Annotated in this window: 23 protein-coding genes; 2 read left to right on the forward strand and 21 right to left on the reverse strand. The window is 48.5% G+C overall.

Features of this window, described 5'->3' with window-relative positions; genetic code table 11:
• Window positions 1-74 precede the first annotated feature (74 nt).
• The gene (locus tag LKE33_02130) at window positions 75-1,379 is read left to right on the forward strand and encodes a hypothetical protein (GenBank protein ID MCH3949725.1); all 1,305 of its coding nucleotides are present in this window, start codon (window positions 75-77) and stop codon (window positions 1,377-1,379) included.
• A gap of 360 nt (window positions 1,380-1,739) precedes the next feature.
• Here the strand turns inward: LKE33_02130 and LKE33_02135 are convergent, their stop codons facing one another.
• The 3 genes from LKE33_02135 to mgtE form a co-directional block, all read right to left on the reverse strand.
• Window positions 1,740-2,897, reverse strand: coding sequence for a hypothetical protein (locus LKE33_02135; GenBank protein MCH3949726.1), 1,158 nt, complete (start codon window positions 2,895-2,897; stop codon window positions 1,740-1,742).
• Between the two features lie 18 nt (window positions 2,898-2,915).
• Complete coding sequence (locus LKE33_02140) at window positions 2,916-3,833, reverse strand: hypothetical protein (protein ID MCH3949727.1); 918 nt, start codon at window positions 3,831-3,833, stop codon at window positions 2,916-2,918.
• Between the two features lie 457 nt (window positions 3,834-4,290).
• On the reverse strand, window positions 4,291-5,685 hold the full coding sequence (gene mgtE / locus LKE33_02145; protein ID MCH3949728.1) for a magnesium transporter: 1,395 nt from the start codon (window positions 5,683-5,685) through the stop codon (window positions 4,291-4,293).
• A gap of 397 nt (window positions 5,686-6,082) precedes the next feature.
• On the opposite strand from mgtE, the gene LKE33_02150 reads away from it, so the two are divergent.
• Window positions 6,083-6,985, forward strand: coding sequence for a LysR family transcriptional regulator (locus LKE33_02150; protein MCH3949729.1), 903 nt, complete (start codon window positions 6,083-6,085; stop codon window positions 6,983-6,985).
• 437 nt (window positions 6,986-7,422) lie between these two features.
• On the opposite strand, the gene rplQ is transcribed toward LKE33_02150, so the two are convergent.
• The 18 genes from rplQ to rplX all read right to left on the reverse strand — a co-directional run bounded on the left by rplQ (window position 7,423) and on the right by rplX (window position 16,175).
• Window positions 7,423-7,761, reverse strand: coding sequence for a 50S ribosomal protein L17 (rplQ, locus tag LKE33_02155; GenBank protein ID MCH3949730.1), 339 nt, complete (start codon window positions 7,759-7,761; stop codon window positions 7,423-7,425).
• A 20-nt stretch (window positions 7,762-7,781) separates the two neighbouring features.
• Complete coding sequence (locus tag LKE33_02160; GenBank protein ID MCH3949731.1) at window positions 7,782-8,750, reverse strand: DNA-directed RNA polymerase subunit alpha; 969 nt, start codon at window positions 8,748-8,750, stop codon at window positions 7,782-7,784.
• A gap of 63 nt (window positions 8,751-8,813) precedes the next feature.
• The gene (rpsD, locus tag LKE33_02165; GenBank protein MCH3949732.1) at window positions 8,814-9,359 is read right to left on the reverse strand and encodes a 30S ribosomal protein S4; all 546 of its coding nucleotides are present in this window, start codon (window positions 9,357-9,359) and stop codon (window positions 8,814-8,816) included.
• Between the two features lie 66 nt (window positions 9,360-9,425).
• A complete protein-coding gene (rpsK, locus tag LKE33_02170) occupies window positions 9,426-9,818 on the reverse strand; it encodes a 30S ribosomal protein S11 (GenBank protein MCH3949733.1) in 393 nt (130 codons plus the stop codon).
• 18 nt (window positions 9,819-9,836) lie between these two features.
• Window positions 9,837-10,199: a 30S ribosomal protein S13 gene (rpsM, locus tag LKE33_02175; GenBank protein ID MCH3949734.1), complete on the reverse strand. Its 363-nt coding sequence runs from the start codon at window positions 10,197-10,199 to the stop codon at window positions 9,837-9,839.
• A gap of 21 nt (window positions 10,200-10,220) precedes the next feature.
• Window positions 10,221-10,334, reverse strand: a complete 114-nt coding sequence (gene rpmJ / locus LKE33_02180) for a 50S ribosomal protein L36 (protein MCH3949735.1) — start codon at window positions 10,332-10,334, stop codon at window positions 10,221-10,223.
• Window positions 10,335-10,363: 29 nt separating this feature from the next.
• Window positions 10,364-10,582 carry a translation initiation factor IF-1 gene (gene infA, locus LKE33_02185; protein ID MCH3949736.1) on the reverse strand — a complete coding sequence of 73 codons (219 nt, stop codon included), beginning with the start codon at window positions 10,580-10,582 and terminating at the stop codon, window positions 10,364-10,366.
• A 12-nt stretch (window positions 10,583-10,594) separates the two neighbouring features.
• Window positions 10,595-11,242 carry an adenylate kinase gene (locus LKE33_02190; protein ID MCH3949737.1) on the reverse strand — a complete coding sequence of 216 codons (648 nt, stop codon included), beginning with the start codon at window positions 11,240-11,242 and terminating at the stop codon, window positions 10,595-10,597.
• Window positions 11,243-11,253: 11 nt separating this feature from the next.
• Window positions 11,254-12,486 (reverse strand): preprotein translocase subunit SecY, encoded by a 1,233-nt coding sequence (gene secY / locus LKE33_02195; protein MCH3949738.1) that lies wholly within the window; start codon window positions 12,484-12,486, stop codon window positions 11,254-11,256.
• Between the two features lie 24 nt (window positions 12,487-12,510).
• On the reverse strand, window positions 12,511-12,951 hold the full coding sequence (gene rplO / locus LKE33_02200) for a 50S ribosomal protein L15 (protein ID MCH3949739.1): 441 nt from the start codon (window positions 12,949-12,951) through the stop codon (window positions 12,511-12,513).
• Between the two features lie 15 nt (window positions 12,952-12,966).
• Window positions 12,967-13,152 (reverse strand): 50S ribosomal protein L30, encoded by a 186-nt coding sequence (gene rpmD / locus LKE33_02205; GenBank protein MCH3949740.1) that lies wholly within the window; start codon window positions 13,150-13,152, stop codon window positions 12,967-12,969.
• Window positions 13,153-13,166: 14 nt separating this feature from the next.
• Complete coding sequence (gene rpsE / locus LKE33_02210; GenBank protein ID MCH3949741.1) at window positions 13,167-13,667, reverse strand: 30S ribosomal protein S5; 501 nt, start codon at window positions 13,665-13,667, stop codon at window positions 13,167-13,169.
• A gap of 18 nt (window positions 13,668-13,685) precedes the next feature.
• Window positions 13,686-14,048, reverse strand: coding sequence for a 50S ribosomal protein L18 (rplR, locus tag LKE33_02215; GenBank protein ID MCH3949742.1), 363 nt, complete (start codon window positions 14,046-14,048; stop codon window positions 13,686-13,688).
• 25 nt (window positions 14,049-14,073) lie between these two features.
• Window positions 14,074-14,622 carry a 50S ribosomal protein L6 gene (rplF, locus tag LKE33_02220; GenBank protein ID MCH3949743.1) on the reverse strand — a complete coding sequence of 183 codons (549 nt, stop codon included), beginning with the start codon at window positions 14,620-14,622 and terminating at the stop codon, window positions 14,074-14,076.
• 29 nt (window positions 14,623-14,651) lie between these two features.
• Window positions 14,652-15,050 (reverse strand): 30S ribosomal protein S8, encoded by a 399-nt coding sequence (rpsH, locus tag LKE33_02225; protein ID MCH3949744.1) that lies wholly within the window; start codon window positions 15,048-15,050, stop codon window positions 14,652-14,654.
• Between the two features lie 32 nt (window positions 15,051-15,082).
• Window positions 15,083-15,268, reverse strand: a complete 186-nt coding sequence (locus tag LKE33_02230) for a type Z 30S ribosomal protein S14 (protein ID MCH3949745.1) — start codon at window positions 15,266-15,268, stop codon at window positions 15,083-15,085.
• A gap of 13 nt (window positions 15,269-15,281) precedes the next feature.
• Window positions 15,282-15,824: a 50S ribosomal protein L5 gene (gene rplE, locus LKE33_02235; protein MCH3949746.1), complete on the reverse strand. Its 543-nt coding sequence runs from the start codon at window positions 15,822-15,824 to the stop codon at window positions 15,282-15,284.
• A gap of 21 nt (window positions 15,825-15,845) precedes the next feature.
• A complete protein-coding gene (gene rplX, locus LKE33_02240; GenBank protein ID MCH3949747.1) occupies window positions 15,846-16,175 on the reverse strand; it encodes a 50S ribosomal protein L24 in 330 nt (109 codons plus the stop codon).
• Between the last annotated feature and the right edge of the window lie 9 nt (window positions 16,176-16,184).

The raw sequence follows: 16,184 nt of genomic DNA on the forward strand, positions 1-16,184 counted from the left end.
TTCGTTCGAGAGTAACATCTATGTAGAACGTTCTATGTAGTGTATCTGAAAATTCATTCAAGGAGGTCTTTTCCATGTCAATCTCTGTAATTGGGCTTGTCCTTAGTCTTCTGCTCCTTATCTATCTCGCGTTTAAAGGGCACAGTACTATTTGGATTGCCCCCGTCTGCTCCCTTGTCATTGCAATCTTCGGCAGTATGAATCTGGTGGATACAATTCTCAAGACTTACATGGCAGGAGCCGCTAAATATTTTCAGACCTGGTTCCCCGTCTTCTTCCTCGGTGCTGTTTACGGCGCCGTGATGGATAAAACAGGTGCTGCTAAATCTTTGGCTAACAAAGTTATTCAAATTATCGGTGAGAAACATGCCATTGCAGTTGTTGTAGCAATTGGTCTGTTACTGACGTACGGCGGCGTAAGCTTATTCGTTGTTGTATTCGTTACTTATCCAATTGCTTACGAACTTTATAAGGCTGCCAATCTTTCCAGAACCTTGATTCCAGGCGCCATCGCCCTGGGTACTTACGGCGTCACCATGACGTGCTTCCCTGGGACCCCTTCTATTCAGAACCTGATCCCGACTGAATACCTTGGAACAACTCCAACTGCAGCACCGCTGCTCGGTATTATTGCCGGCATCATGATTTTTATTCCTGGTTATATCTATCTGCAGCACCGCGCTAAACAAACGCGTGCAGCCGGAATGGGATTTGAGGAAGATGAAGAATATGAAGCTAAAAAGGTAAAAGATGACAGAACCTATCCTTCCTGGCACTGGCTTTCCGGTTTGATTCCTATTTTCTTTGTAATCCTGCTTTTAACAGCCTTCAAAACACCTGTAGTGCTTGCTCTTCTTGCCGGTATCCTGCTGTGCTGCCTTCTGAACATCAACCAGGGTGAAACATTGCTGGACTCTTTTACTGAAGGAGCTAAATCTTCCATGCTCCCAATCCTGGCTACCTGCAGCGTCATTGGTTACGGCGCCGTAGTAAAAGCTTCTCCCGGTTTTACAGTTCTGACCGAACTTGCCATGAATGTCCCCGGCGGCGTTCTGATTTCCGAAGTCATCGCTATTAACATCCTTTCCGGTGCTACGGGATCCTCTTCCGCAGGTCTTGCCATTTCGCTGAGTACCCTCGGTCCTACATGGCTGGCACAAGCGGCTGCACAAGGAATCAGCCCGGAAATCGTCCACAGAATTGCAACGGTTGCTTCCGGTGGTCTGGATACCCTGCCGCATAACGCTCCGACTCAGACGGTGCTGGCACTTTCTCACTGCACCTACAAGCAGAGCTACAAGGATATCTGCTACACCTCCCTTGTATTCCCGCTGATTACCGCAACCATCCTCGCAGTTGTACTCACCATTATTTACTAATCACGGGATGTATTCCTTTTCGTTTCACAATTAACTGATTTACAGATTTACTCATCCATCTCACCTTAAAGAACCAAGACAGCAGTGGTTTATGAGCTTTATGCCCGCAAATCACTGCTGTCTTGGTTTTTCCATCAGTGCCGGAGATTTCTCACCGGATTGACAAACGGATTTTTATGTTACACCTCACTGAGTCGCAGCTATCGCTTTTAATTAGCTCATATTCTGACTTCAGTAATCTGCTTCTCATTCAATACAAGATTACACAGACTATTTTGCCTGCACGGACAGCCCGCCCAACTAAAAAAGACTGCTGCAAAATCATAATGCAGCAGTCTTTTTTAGTTGACAAGCGACCCCTCACATTGCCCAACGAATCATAAAGCTTCCCATTAATCCGGAAACGACCGAAACGGACACAATACCGGAGATAATAAGTTTCGGCATGATGTAGTCCCACATGACTTTGACCTCATCCCCATTGCGGCCGCAGGCATTGGAAACTTCCTGAGCAATCAGGAAAGTGCCCGGAAATCCGAAAAAAGCGGCTGAAGCAAGGCCGATGGAAAGCCGCCAGCCGAAGTGAAGCAGCCGCCCGACAAGGACGGAAGCCACTACGCACAGGAGGGCGCCCAGGACGAGCACCACAGAAAGCGGCGCAATCATGGAAATCAGCATATCCGGCGTGGTCTGGGTCAAGCCGGCAAAGATCATGGTAAAGATGGAAGCCATGACAAAGGTAAAGCCGTTGGCTTTCACAAGGCAATTTTCTTCGACCAGGCCTATTGCGTGGAAGATAACGCCGGCAATGAGCCCCAGGATCATCCAGTTGATGCCCGTCACCTTGCTCAGCACGGAGCAAAGATAAGAAATCAAGGCAAGCTTACAGATAATGACATTGGGCTCGCTCATTTTTTCCGGCAGCCTGATCAGCGGCTTTTTCACGGCATCAGCGGTTTGCTTGACTGCCTGGATCTTGCCGCTGCGGAAGGCGTCCATGTAGCGGTCCCCTGATTTTTTGCAGAAGAAGCTCGCCATCGGAATGCCGATAAAGCTCTGCGTCACGAGGACGAGGACGCCAAAAATCTTAAGTTCCGGACGACCCGTGATTTCGGCAAGCGGTTCCATGATGAGGTAGGAAATCGTGGCACCTGCCATAATAGGCGCACTCATCAGGGCATAATAAGTATCGATAAAGAGTTTGCCGATGAAGAAAACACCCAGGCAAATAGCGACAGTGCTTACGAAAGCAAGAACGACAGTCTTCCATTCTTTCAGAAATTGATCGAAGTTAATGGAAGAACCGATATGGATCATGGCCATGCAGATGGTAATCTTAGCAAATGGCAGCAGCCCGGAATCGACAAAAAGCGTGCGCGGCACACCATTCCAGAAGGAAATGGTGAAAATAGTGGCACTGACGAGGAACATCGAGATAAAGGCCTTCGTCTTATCTGCAATAAAGTCGCCGATGGAGTAGACGAGGAACACATAAAACATGGCTAATACTGGATTCATGATACGTGCTTCCTCCTGTTACTGACGGCAGAGCAGACAATCTTGTTTGTCATACAAATGGCTCGTATGGACAGCCCCGGTTTCACTGCACATCGTATTGGCAGCGGCAATCAGTTTTTTCACGTCGTAACCGGTATCGTATCCTGCCGCTTCCAACATATTCACGATATCTTCCGTAGGCAGATTATAGTTGCCGGGAATAAAAGCAAACGGGCCGGTACCGACACCGCCCAGGGAGCCTTCCACAGAGGTAATACCGGATTCCACCGCTGCAAACACGTTAGCAAGTCCCATACCGTAAGCATTGTGGACGTGGATGGACAAGCGTGACAGATCTACACTGCCCTTCAGCCCTTCAATGATTTCCCGGACATGAGCCGGTGAGGAAAGACCTGCCGTATCGGCCAGGCTGATTGTGGAAACGCCGGCAGTCAGTGCCGCGTCGCAGATGTATTTCAGCCGGTCCAGCGTCACTTCATCGCCAAAAGGAGAACCGAAAGAACAAAGCAGACCGATTTTCAGTTTCGCTCCCCCGGCGCGGCTCAGGATTTCCCGCATATTAGAAAGGGACTGTTCCAGCGTCGTATGAATCAGTTTTTCATTCGTGGCGTCACTGGCTGAAAAGGCATATTGAAGGGAAGTGGCACCTGCCTCAAGTGCCCTTTTGAGCCCCTCTACATCAAAAGCAAGCCCCATGCACTCCACATCCAGATGATGGGCCGCTACATACGCCCGGGTTTGTTTCATCACTTCGGCTGCATCTTTCATCTGGGGAACCTTTTCCGGATCGGCAAAATTCACAAGATCCAGGATGCGGGCCCCGCTGTCGATCATCATTTTAATATACTGCAGCTTCTTTTCCGTCGGAATCACAAAAGGCTGATGTTCCCAACCGTCGCGAGGACAAGCTTCGACTACACAAATCTTCTTACGCATTGTTATACAACCCTCCATACCTTTTATAACTTTCCCCTCAAGAGTCCATGTCACTCGTACAAATAGTGATAAAGTCCATTAAAAATTAAGGAAAATTTCCCAGGCTCAGCCTGTTTTTTATCCATATTGTAATGATGTCCCCATTCTGCCGTCCAATAGTTATTTTAAATAACTTTATAAGGGTGGTTTATAATTTGTAAAAAAAAGGCTGTGAATAATGCACACGCATTATTTCACAGCCCCTTTCACGCAGGTCGCCGGTCGCTGGGCGCGGGGCGCCCGTAGAAGAAACATGACCTTTTATTAAGCCAAACCGTCAGGTTTGGCATTCCTTTGGAACCTCTTTCCACGTAGTCGGAAGGAGGAGACCACGAAGTGGCGGAAGATAGTACCAATCCATGTCTAAATACCATAAGCTAATAGCCGGAAGTGCTTTATCTCTCAGGCTGTCGGCAGCTCACATCTTCAAAATACGGATCAGCATGAACCAGGCCAGGCTGTAATACGTCACGACGCCAACAAGGTCCGTCACAGTCGTAATCAAAGGACCCGACGCTACGGCCGGATCGACATGGATGCGTTTAAAAAACATGGGTACGACGGTTCCGACAAGGCTCGAAATCAGCATGGAAAGCATGAGACTGAGTCCGATGCACAAGGAAATGCTGAAAGCGGTAAAGGCGGGATAATGCTTTGCCGCCGTAATGTAGATGCCAATTGCGCCCACGGCAATCACACCGAGAATCAGCCCGTTGCAGAAACCGGCTGAGGCTTCCTTGCGGATGAGTTTCCATTTTTCGCTGCCGGACAGATTCTCGTCCATGAGAACCCTGATTGTCACCGCCAGGGACTGCGTACCGACGTTGCCTGACATATCGAGAATCATGGACTGAAACGCCATAATCAGTGTCAGCTTGGCGACCACCTGCTCATACATGCCGACAACTGTGGAGACAAGAACCCCCAAAAAAAGCAGCAAAATGAGCCATGGCAGTCTTTTTTTGATGGACTGGGACAACGGCTCGTCCAAGTCTTCTTCGGCGCTCAAACCGCCTAATTTTGCGTAATCGTCGCCTAATTCGTCGCCGATGACCTCAGCAATGTCACTGGCCGTCACGACGCCCAGGATCTTCTTGTCCTGAGACAACACCGGAATAGATGCTTCTTCGTAGTCCTCGATAATCTGCACGCAGTCTGAAATCTTTTCGTTGGCGTACACAAAAGGGAAGCCCTTGACAATGATTGTATCAAGCGGCGTATCCCTGCGGGCCACAATGAGATCCTTCAGCGAAAAGGCACCGGCGTACATGTCGTTCTGGTCCACGACGTAAATGACTGTAATATTATCATTGTCCGCAGCTTCCTTGACGACTTCTTTCATCGCTTCGGGCACGGTCATACATTTTTCAACCGTCACAAAGTTCGTCGTCATCCGGGAAGCGATAGTATCTTCGTCAAAGGAAGCCAGGGCTGTCAGTGATTTCCGGATTTCCGGATTCATCTTGGCCAGCCAGGATGTCTTCTTTTCGCTGTCTGTATTCTTCAGGAAGTCGACAGCTTCATCAGACTCCATGGATGATAAAATGGCAGCAGCCCGCTCATCAGGCATTTCTCCCAAATACTTTTCTGCATCATCTGTATCTTCGACGTATTCCAGGATTTCGGCCATCCGGTCTACCGGCAAAATCTGGGAGAGGTGCAGCCGCTCTGCCGGAGTCAATAGCCCGAACACATCGGCAATATCGTTTTCATGGTAATCGGTCAAGGCATTTCGTATCCAGCCTGCATCCTTTCCTGAACGAATGAGCTGCAAAATCTTTTGGACACGTGCTTCCTGAATTTTCTTTTCCATGATTGTCCCCTCCTTTTCTTTATAGATTCCGTGACCATTATATCCCGTAAATTGAAATAATACAAATTAATTCGTTATAAAATCAAAAAAATAGAGTGCTAATTTCTCCTAATCGTAAAATTTAGGTAAAAATCGCCGATAAATTGTGAAAATTAACTTTTTTGGCAATAAACACTAAGAAAAAATATTGAATAACAAGAATGGATTTGAGCTTAGTTTCCTCTCCTCCCAATGCCATCCTCAGATTCGGCATTGGGCCATTATCGCTTAACTTATATAAAAGGGGTTGCACTGCGTCCAATAAGGGGTTATCATGATTTTATAATTATGACTTATAATTTTTATTTTCAAAATAAAAATTATAAAAGTTATTTATTTTATATAAGGAGTCGCTCCCATGAATTTACCTCAGCTTCACTATTTCAAATGCCTGGCCGAGACCCTTCATTACACGCGGACGGCAGAAAAGCTGCATATCTCCCAGCCCGGACTGAGTTACGCCATCCATGAGCTGGAAAAAGAACTCGGAGTCCCCCTTTTTGAACGCAGGGACCGTCACCTCGCGCTGACGAAATATGGAGAAGTCTTTTACCGCCACATTGATAAGGCACTAAAGGAAATTCAGCTGGCCACAGAAGATGTTCGTACACTGCAGTCTTACGCCGCCTCCACGATTTCCCTCGGCTACATGTACAGTCTTTCGACTTCCCTCATTCCCAAGGTCACGCAGCGGCTTTCGGAGAAGGCAGCCAATCGTCCGCTGCATTTTTCCTTCGTGCAGCAGCTGCATAACGAACTCATTGATTCTCTTAAAAGCGATGCCATTGACTTTGCCTTTGTGGGCGAATCGGACGATCCGGCCATTGAGACAGTACCCATCGAAAAACAAGACTTTTACCTCGTCGTAGCCAAAGGCCACCAACTTGCGAAATACGACAGTCTCAGCTTCCAGGAGTTCAAGGACTATCCTCTTGTCACGCTGCATCAGACCAGTTCCCTCCGCAGAATCATCGATAAGCAGTACAAAGCACTGGGAGCTGTTCCTATCGTTCTTGCCGAGACAAAGGACCCGACGACGACGCTCCAGTATATCACGCAGAATTATGGCATCACCATTATTCCTGATCTGCCCAATATGGATCAGTTCCCGGTAAAACGTATCCAGATTACAACGCCCGGATTCTGCCGGACGATTTATCTGGCCTGGAAAAAGCAGAATCTCTTCACGGAACCGGTCCGCCGCATTCTGGATTTCATGGTAAAGGAGTTTGGGAAGAAAACTCTTGATAGCAATAACTAAGCCTGAATATATCTGACGGCTAAGGCGCTTTGCTTGGCTGAGGCGCGCTATCGCTTGGCTAAAAATCGCCAGAGCACCCCAAAAAACTAATCAACCTTATCTTCAGCGACATAGTACGGTTCTTCGCATAGAAGCAAAAACAGCTGCAGAACCACCATAACTTGGTGTGTTCTGCAGCTGTTTTTCATTATTTTAGAACAAAATTTACCTCAGTAATTTTGCTTCCACCGTGTGACCCGCGACCAGCGACCAGCAGCTTTTAGCAAACCGCCACAAGATAGTTTGCTAAATCAATAGCTATCATCCACCACTTCGTGGTCCGCCCTTCTTTCGACTTCGTGAAAGAAGGTGACAGAAGATAGCAAATCTCCTACGTTGATTTGCTATAAAGAAAAAGCCCTGCAACGCATTCGTTACAGGGTTGATTCTTTCTGAAATCAGATGAGTTCCAGGATTGCCATGTCGGCAGCATCGCCGCGGCGCGGGCTCGTCTTGTAGATACGAGTATAACCGCCGTTGCGGTCCTTATACTTCGGAGCAATTTCTTCGAAGAGCTTCTTGGTTGCTTCTTCATCTACGAGGAAGGCCAGAACCTGACGACGGGAAGCCAGGGTGTCCGTCTTTGCCGTCGTGATCAGTTTTTCAGCCAGACCACTGATTTCCTTAGCTTTGGTTTCAGTGGTTTCAATTCTCTCGTTTTTGAAGAAGGCGGTCAGGACGCTGCGGAACAACGCTTTCCGGTTGCTGGAATTGCGGCCCAATTTTCTGTATGCCATGTTTCGTCTTCCTCCTATTATTATTCTTCGGAATTGCGCAGATGCAGGCCCAATTCCTCGATCTTACTCTTGACCTCTTCCAAGGATTTGCTGCCCAGGTTGCGGACGCAAATGAGCTCGTCTTCGGTCTTGCTGATAATGTCTTCCACGGTGTTGATGCCGGCACGTCTCAGGCAGTTGTTGGAACGAACCGTCAAATCCAGATCATCAATGGACATCTGGAGCACAGAAGACTTCGTACCTTCCTCATCTTCCTTGGTGCCGTCTTCGCTTCCCTGAATCAGAGGAACGTTGGTCGTCTTGAAGAGAGCCAGATACTTAATCAGAATCTCTGCTGCAGAAGTCACAGCTTCGTCAGGTCCCAGGCTGCCGTCCGTCCAGACTTCGAGGGTCAGACGGTCGTAGTTGGTGACATTGCCTACGCGCGTATCGGTTACACCGAACTTTACACGCGTAATCGGAGAATAGATAGAATCAACAGGGATGAAGCCGATGGGCTGATCCTTGCTCTTGTTCTTATCGGCCTGAACATATCCGCGTCCGAGATCAACGTAGATTTCCATGTTCAGGGTGGCGTTCTTGTCCATCGTTGCGATATGCAGTTCCGGGTTCAGGACTTCCGTGTCCTGATCGGTAATGATATCAGCGCCGGTGACTTCGCCTTCTCCGGACTTCTTGATATAGAACGTCTTCGGCTCAAAGGTAGTCTGGTCATCCAGATTTACCTTAAAGCACAGAGACTTGATGTTTAAAACAATATCAGCAACGTCTTCCTGTACGCCTTCAATGGTGGAAAACTCATGGAGCACACCATCAATCTTGATTCCCGTTACGGCCATGCCGGTCAGGGAAGAAAGCAGTACACGACGCAGACTGTTTCCTAAAGTAATACCGTACCCACGTTCCAAAGGTTCCCAGACGAACTTACCGTAACGCCCGTCGGGGGAAATTTCGTCGACAACAAGGCTTGGTTTTTCAATTTCCTTCATGCGGAAGCCTCCTTTTGCGCATTACCACAATACGCGGTCTCTATAGTGGAGAACAGTATCAAATTACTTGGAGTACAGTTCGATGATGAGCTGTTCTTCGATAGGAACATCAATTTCATCACGAACAGGCAGACGGTCAACCTTTCCGCTGAGGTTTTGTCCGTCTACAGAAATCCAGGCAGGAACAGCATTCTTGCCGAGGGTTTCAGCCATACCCTTGAAGTAAGCAGAACTGCGGCTGCTTTCCATTACGGAAACAACATCGCCTGCTTTTACGAGAGCAGAGGGGATATCCAGACGCTTGCCGTTTACGGCAATATGACCGTGGGTTACGAGCTGACGAGCCTGACGGCGCGTATGAGCAAGGCCCATGCGGTATACGACGTTATCCAGTCTGCGTTCCAACAGGATTAACAGGTTGGTACCGGCAATACCTTCCATCTTCTTAGCTTTTTCATAGTAGCCGCGGAACTGTCTTTCCAGAATGCCATAAATGAACTTAGCTTTCTGCTTTTCAGCCAGCTGCATACCATATTCACTCTTCTTCTTGAACTGACGCTTCGGCTGACGATGGGATTCTTTCATAACGCCCACAAAAGCCGGAGACATGCCCAAGGATCTGCATCTCTTCAGAACCGGAGTCTTATCAATAGCCATCTAACACTTCACCTCCAATTAAACTCTTCTGCGTTTCGGCGGACGGCAGCCATTATGAGGAATCGGAGTCACGTCTTTGATGGACTCTACTTCCAGGCCAGCAGCCTGCAGAGCACGGATAGCGGCTTCACGGCCAGCGCCCGGGCCCTTGACGTAAACTTCAATTCTCTTCAGGCCATGTTCCATAGCGGCCTTAGCAGCCGTTTCGGCAGCCATCTGAGCTGCGAAGGGAGTGCTCTTGCGGGAACCGCGGAAGCCTTGGCCACCAGCGGATGCCCAGCTAAGGGTTGCACCGGTCATATCAGAGATCGTTACAATCGTGTTATTGAAGGTGGAGCGAATATGTGCTACACCGGATTCAACGTTTTTGCTAACTTTCCGTTTGTTACGGACAACTTTCTTAACAGCCACTCGTGTGATCCCTCCTTATTACTTCTTCTTAGCCGCGTTCTTCGGGCCTTTACGCGTACGAGCGTTGTTCTTGGTGTTCTGACCACGGACAGGAAGACCTGCCTTGTGTCTGCGGCCGCGATAGCAGCCGATTTCCACCAGACGTTTAATATTAAGGGATTCCTCACGGCGGAGGTCACCTTCGATTTTATATTCATGATCCAGGATCTCACGGAGCTTTGCAATTTCAGCTTCGGTCAGGTCGCGGACACGAGTATCAGGGTTAATTCCGGTTTTGTCCAAAATTTCACGGGACAGGGTCAAACCAATACCGTAAATGTACGGCAGAGCGTATTCGATACGCTTGTCTCTCGGCAAATCTACACCGGCAATACGAGCCATTCTTTAAAGCACCTCCTTATATCAGCCTTGTCTTTGTTTATGTTTCGGGTTTTCGCAAATGACCATAACGCGGCCTTTGCGTTTAATAATCTTGCATTTTTCGCAAATGCGTTTTACAGACGGTCTAACTTTCATGTTGCTGAACCTCCTCTTGCCAATCCTCTTTATTTAAAACGATAAGTGATCCGTCCGCGGTTGAGGTCGTAGGGCGTCAGCTCTACGGTCACTCTGTCACCGGGGAGAATCTTAATAAAGTTCATACGTATTTTGCCGGAAATGTGAGCAAGGATTTCGTGATCGTTTTCCAACTTCACACGAAACATAGCGTTAGGTAAAGATTCCAAGACAGTACCTTCTACTTCAATAGCATCCGATTTAGACACTTTCCTGCCTCCTTACTTTCCTTTCACCGCGGCAACGACATCAGCATAAACTTTGTCGATAGCTTGGGTGCCGTCAATTTCCTTGTACACGCCTTCCGCCTTGTAATACGCAATCAGAGGAGCTGTTTGGCTATGGTACGCTTCCAAACGTTTTTTAACAGTGGTTTCTTTGTCGTCATCACGCTGGAACAATTCTCCACCGCATTTGTCGCATACATTTTCCTTCTTCGGAGGGTTATAAACGACATGGAAGGTTGCGCCGCACTTCTTGCAGATACGGCGGCCGGTTACGCGGCTGACCAGATCTGCATCCGGAACAGCAATGTTCACGGCAGCGGTCAGTTTGATGCCCAGGTTCTTAAGAATCTCATCCAGGGCAACAGCCTGTTCCTTCGTACGGGGGAATCCATCCAGAATGAATCCCTTGGCACAATCCGGCTGGCTTAGCCGTTCCTTGACGATGCCAATGGTGACTTCGTCCGGAACCAGTCCGCCGGCGTCCATATATTTTTTGGCTTCTTTACCCAATTCCGTACCATTTTTCACAGCCGCACGGAACATATCTCCCGTAGAAATATGGGGAATCGGGAAATCGGCAACTAATTTTTCTGCTTGGGTTCCCTTGCCTGCGCCGGGAGGTCCCATTAAAAGAATATGCATGTTTTCCTCTCCTATTTCATGAAGCCTTGGTAGTGCCGCATCAATACCATGGACTCTACCTGTTTCATAGTATCAAGCGCTACGCCTACAACAATAAGTAAGGCCGTGCCTCCGAAGTAAACTCCGGAAATGCCCGTAAGCCAAACAATCAGGTTAGGCATAATGGCAATGAAAGCCAAGAAAACGGCTCCGGCCAGCGTAATCCGGTTCATGACCTTATCCAGATACGCAACGGTCGGCTTGCCAGGACGCAGCCCCGGAATAAATCCGCCGTACTTCTTAATATTATCGCACATATCCGGAATGTTCAAGCTTACTGCCGTATAGAAGTAAGTAAAGAACAAAATCAGCAGGATATAAAGCGTCGTCTGTAATGGTGTGCCCCACTGCAGATACCCGGCAATCTTCTGGACCCAGGGGACCTTGATGAACTGGGCAATCGTAACAGGGAACATCAATACGGAAGAAGCGAAGATGATCGGCATTACACCGGCTTGGTTCACCTTCAGAGGAATGTAGGTGGTGTGACCGCCATACATTTTCCGTCCTACAATTCGCTTTGCGTACTGAACAGGGACTTTGCGGTAAGCCACGGTAATGGCTACGACAAACATGACCATCAGAACAGCAAGGAGAGCAAAGATCAATATATTGAAGATATTGACCGTACCAGCCGACAGGTACCGGCCAATGACGGCCAGACCACTAGGCAGGCGGGAAACAATACCGGCGAAGATGATCAGCGAAATACCATTGCCGATTCCTCGTGCCGTAATCTGCTCACCGATCCACATCAGCAGAATCGTACCTGCCGTCAAAGTGACGACGATGGTCAGGAAGGAGAAGAAGGTCGGGTTGTTCACAGCAACGCGGAGGCCGTAGGCCATGCCCATTGCCTGAATGACACCGAGGAAAACAGCCGCATAGCGGTTGATCTTGTTAATCTTCTTGGCTCCTTCAGCTCCTTCTTTGGACCATTCTTCCAAGGAAGGAATGACTACGGTCAAGAGCTGAGTGATAATCGACGCGTTGATATAAGGAGTAATGCTCATAGCAAATATGGAGAATTTGCTGAGCGCGCCGCCGGAGAATAAGTCGAGCAGGCCGAACAGGTTTCCATTGTTGAAAAGCTGTTCGATCATCGCTGCATTAACACCCGGAACCGGGATTTGCGTTCCAGCCCTGAATACTATGAACATCGCAAGGGTAAAACTTAACTTCTTTCGGAGTTCTGTAGCCTGCATCAGGTTATCAAGGGCTGAAGCCAATTAGATCACCTCTACTTTACCGCCGGCAGCAACAATCTTTTCTTCTGCGGTCTTACTGAAGCCCATGGCCTTCACCGTCAGTTTCTTGGTGAGTTCGCCATTGCCCAGAACACGGATACCGTCGCGAATATTCTTTACCAAGCCCTCTTCAATCAGAGAGACAGGATCGACTACTGCGCCGTCGTCAAAGCGATTCAGTACATCTACGTTGATTTCAGTATAATGCTTGCCGAACTTGTTATAGAAACCGCGCTTCGGCAGACGCAGGTATAACGGCTTTTGGCCACCTTCAAAACCAGGACGCTTTACTCCGCCGCTGCGGGATTTCTGTCCTTTTTGGCCTTTGCCGGAAGTCTTACCCAGACCGGAACCAAGGCCGCGGCCTACACGGACGCGTGCTTTTTTGGAACCAGGAGCGGGAGCTAATTCATGTAAATACATCTGCAGCCCTCCTTGTTAAGCCTTAACTTCTTCTACTTTAACCAGGTGTCCAACTTTGTGGAGCATGCCACGCAGGGTAGCACTGTCTTCCTTGACCACACTGGTACGGATTTTACCCAAGCCCAAAGCTCTAACGGTTGCGCGTTGGTCTTTCGGATAACCGATTAAGCTACGGGTGAGCGTGATTTTCAGCTGTGCCATATCTCGCTACCTCCTTAGCCTAACAATTCTTCGACAGTCTTGCCGCGAAGAGCAGCAACGTCTTTAGCGTTCTTCAGTGCCTTCAGGCCTTCCATCGTAGCTCTTACTACGTTGTTAGGATTGGAAGTGCCCTGGGACTTGGTCAGGATATCCTTGACACCAGCCAGTTCCAGTACCGCACGGACAGGGCCGCCGGCGATAACACCGGTACCTTCGAAAGCCGGCTTCAGCAGAACGCGGCCAGCACCATAAACACCGATTACTTCGTGAGGAATGGAAGTGCCCTTCAGAGGAACCGTAATGAGGTTCTTCTTCGCATCATCCACGCCTTTGCGGATGGCTTCAGGAACTTCGGCAGCTTTGCCCATGCCCATGCCAACCTTACCATTTTCGTCACCGACAACTACCAAAGCAGAGAAGGAGAAACGACGTCCGCCTTTTACGACTTTAGCGACACGGTTGATGAAGACGACTCTTTCCTTGAAGCCGTCATCTTGTTTTTCGTAATTAGCCACTCTAATGTCCTCCCTCTGTTAAAATTCCAAACCAGCTTCGCGGGCTGCTTCAGCCAGAGCTGCTACACGGCCGTGATACAGGTAACCACCGCGGTCAAATACAACCGTCTTGATACCTTTTTCCAGAGCTTTCTTAGCGATCTCAGTGCCCACTGCCTTGGCAGCTTCAATATTGCCGCCATAGTTTGCCTTGTTGGCTTTTTCTACGGAAGAGGCGGAAACCAAAGTTTCGCCGGTTTCATCATTGATGATCTGAGCATAAATGTTGCTCAGGCTGCGGTACACGTTGAAACGAGGTCTTTCAGCCGTGCCCACAATATTTCTGCGCATGCGCACGTGACGTTTTTGACGTGCTGCATTCTTATCTTTCTTGTTCAGCAAGAGATTCACTCCTTCCTTCTAGAAATTACTTCTTGCCTTTAGCGCCCGCTTTACCTTCCTTGCGGATGATGTGTTCGCCTACATAACGGATACCTTTGCCTTTGTAAGGTTCAGGAGCACGCAGGCTGCGGATTTCAGCGGCAACAGCACCGACCTTTTCCTTGTCGATACCGGATACAATAATCTGAGTCGGAGCCGGAACGTCGAAGGTAATGCCTTCAGGCGGTTCCATTACGCAAGGATGAGAGAAGCCCAACGTGAAGTTGATAGCTTTGCCTTGCTTAGCAGCACGGTAACCAACGCCCTGGATTTCCAGAGACTTGGAATAGCCTTGCGTAACACCAATGATCATGTTGTTGATCAGGGTACGGGACAGGCCATGCAGGCTGCGATATTCTTTGTCGTCGCTCGGACGGGTTACAGTGATAACACCATCTTTGAGTTCGACTTTAACTTTTTTGTTGATCTGGCGAGTCAGTTCGCCTTTAGGTCCCTTTACGGAAACCAGGTTATCATTCACGGTTACCGTGACTTTGTCCGGCACGGTAATCGGTTTAATACCAATTCTAGACACTTATAAGCACCTCCGGTCCTAGGTTGATCTTACCAAACGTAAGCGACAACTTCGCCGCCTAATCCAGCCTTGCGGGCTTCCTTATCAGTCATCATGCCCTTAGAGGTGGAGATAACGGCAATCCCCAGGCCGCCCAGCACGCGAGGCAGCTGGTCTTTTTGGGTATATACTCTCAAACCGGGTTTGGAGATACGTTTAATGCCGGAAATAACATGTTCCTTGTTAGGACCATATTTCAGAGTTGCGCGGATCACATCTTGATGCTTTCCGGGAACGACTTCGAAGTCTTTGATGAAACCTTCGCTCTTCAAGATTTCTGCAATGGCAGCCTTGATTTTGGAGCAGGGGATTTCAACTTTATCGTGATGAACCGAGTTTGCATTACGAATTCTCGTAAGCATATCGGCGATCGGATCAGTCATAGTCATTTACGAATGCCCTCCTTCCTGAATATCCGCTCTTACCAGCTTGCTTTTTTAACACCGGGGATAGCGCCTTCATAAGCGTATTTCCGGAAGCAGATACGGCAAATGCCGAATTTGCGCATGTAAGCGTGCGGTCTGCCACAAATCTTGCAGCGATTATATTTACGAACCTTATACTTAGGTTCCGCCTTCCATTTCTCAATTAATGCGGTCTTTGCCACGGTTTAATCCTCCTTATGCGCTGAACGGCATGCCAAGAAGTCTCAGCAGTTCTCTGGCTTCTTCGTCGGTCTTGGCAGTCGTGACGATGATGACGTCCATACCGCGGACTTTCTCAACTTTATCATAGTCGATTTCAGGGAAAATCAACTGTTCCTTCAGACCAATGGCATAGTTGCCGCGGCCATCGAAGGACTGAGGGTTGACACCTCTGAAGTCACGTACGCGGGGCAGGGCAAGGTTCATGAACTTGTCCAGGAATTCATACATCCGGGTGCCGCGGAGCGTAACCTTTACGCCGATCGGCATACCTTCACGGAGTTTGAATGCTGCGATGGACTTCTTAGCCTTGGTGATGAGGGGCTTCTGACCGGAAATAACGGTCAGGTCTTCTACAGCGGAGTCAATTGCCTTGCTGTTGGTTACGGCATCACCGCAGCCGATATTGATAACGACTTTTTCCAGTTTAGGAATTTCGTTGACGTTTTTATAATTGAACTTTTCCATCAAGCCTTTAACGGCTTCGGAAGTATATTTTTCTTGCAGTCTAGTTGCCATGTGTTAATCCTCCTTCCCGTATTATTTGTCGATAACTTCGCCGCACTTCTTGCAGGCTCTGGCAAAACCGTCACCTACTGCAACTTTCTTAATACGGGTCGGTTTCTTGCAGGCCGGGCAAATGATCATTACGTTGGAGGAAGCAATCGGAGCTTCTTTCTCAACGATACCGCCCTGCGGATTCTTCTGAGAAGGTTTCGTGTGGCGCTTTACCACGTTGACACCTTCTACGGTAACTCTGCTCTTCTTCGGGAAAGCAGCGACTACTTTGCCCTGCTTGCCTTTATCTTTACCAGCCAATACCACAACGGTATCGCCTTTTCTAACGTGCAATTTAATTGCTTCTGCCATCTCTGCGAT

Origin of the sequence: Acidaminococcus sp., from assembly GCA_022482815.1 — a bacterium.
Classification (GTDB): Bacteria; Bacillota; Negativicutes; order Acidaminococcales; family Acidaminococcaceae; genus Acidaminococcus.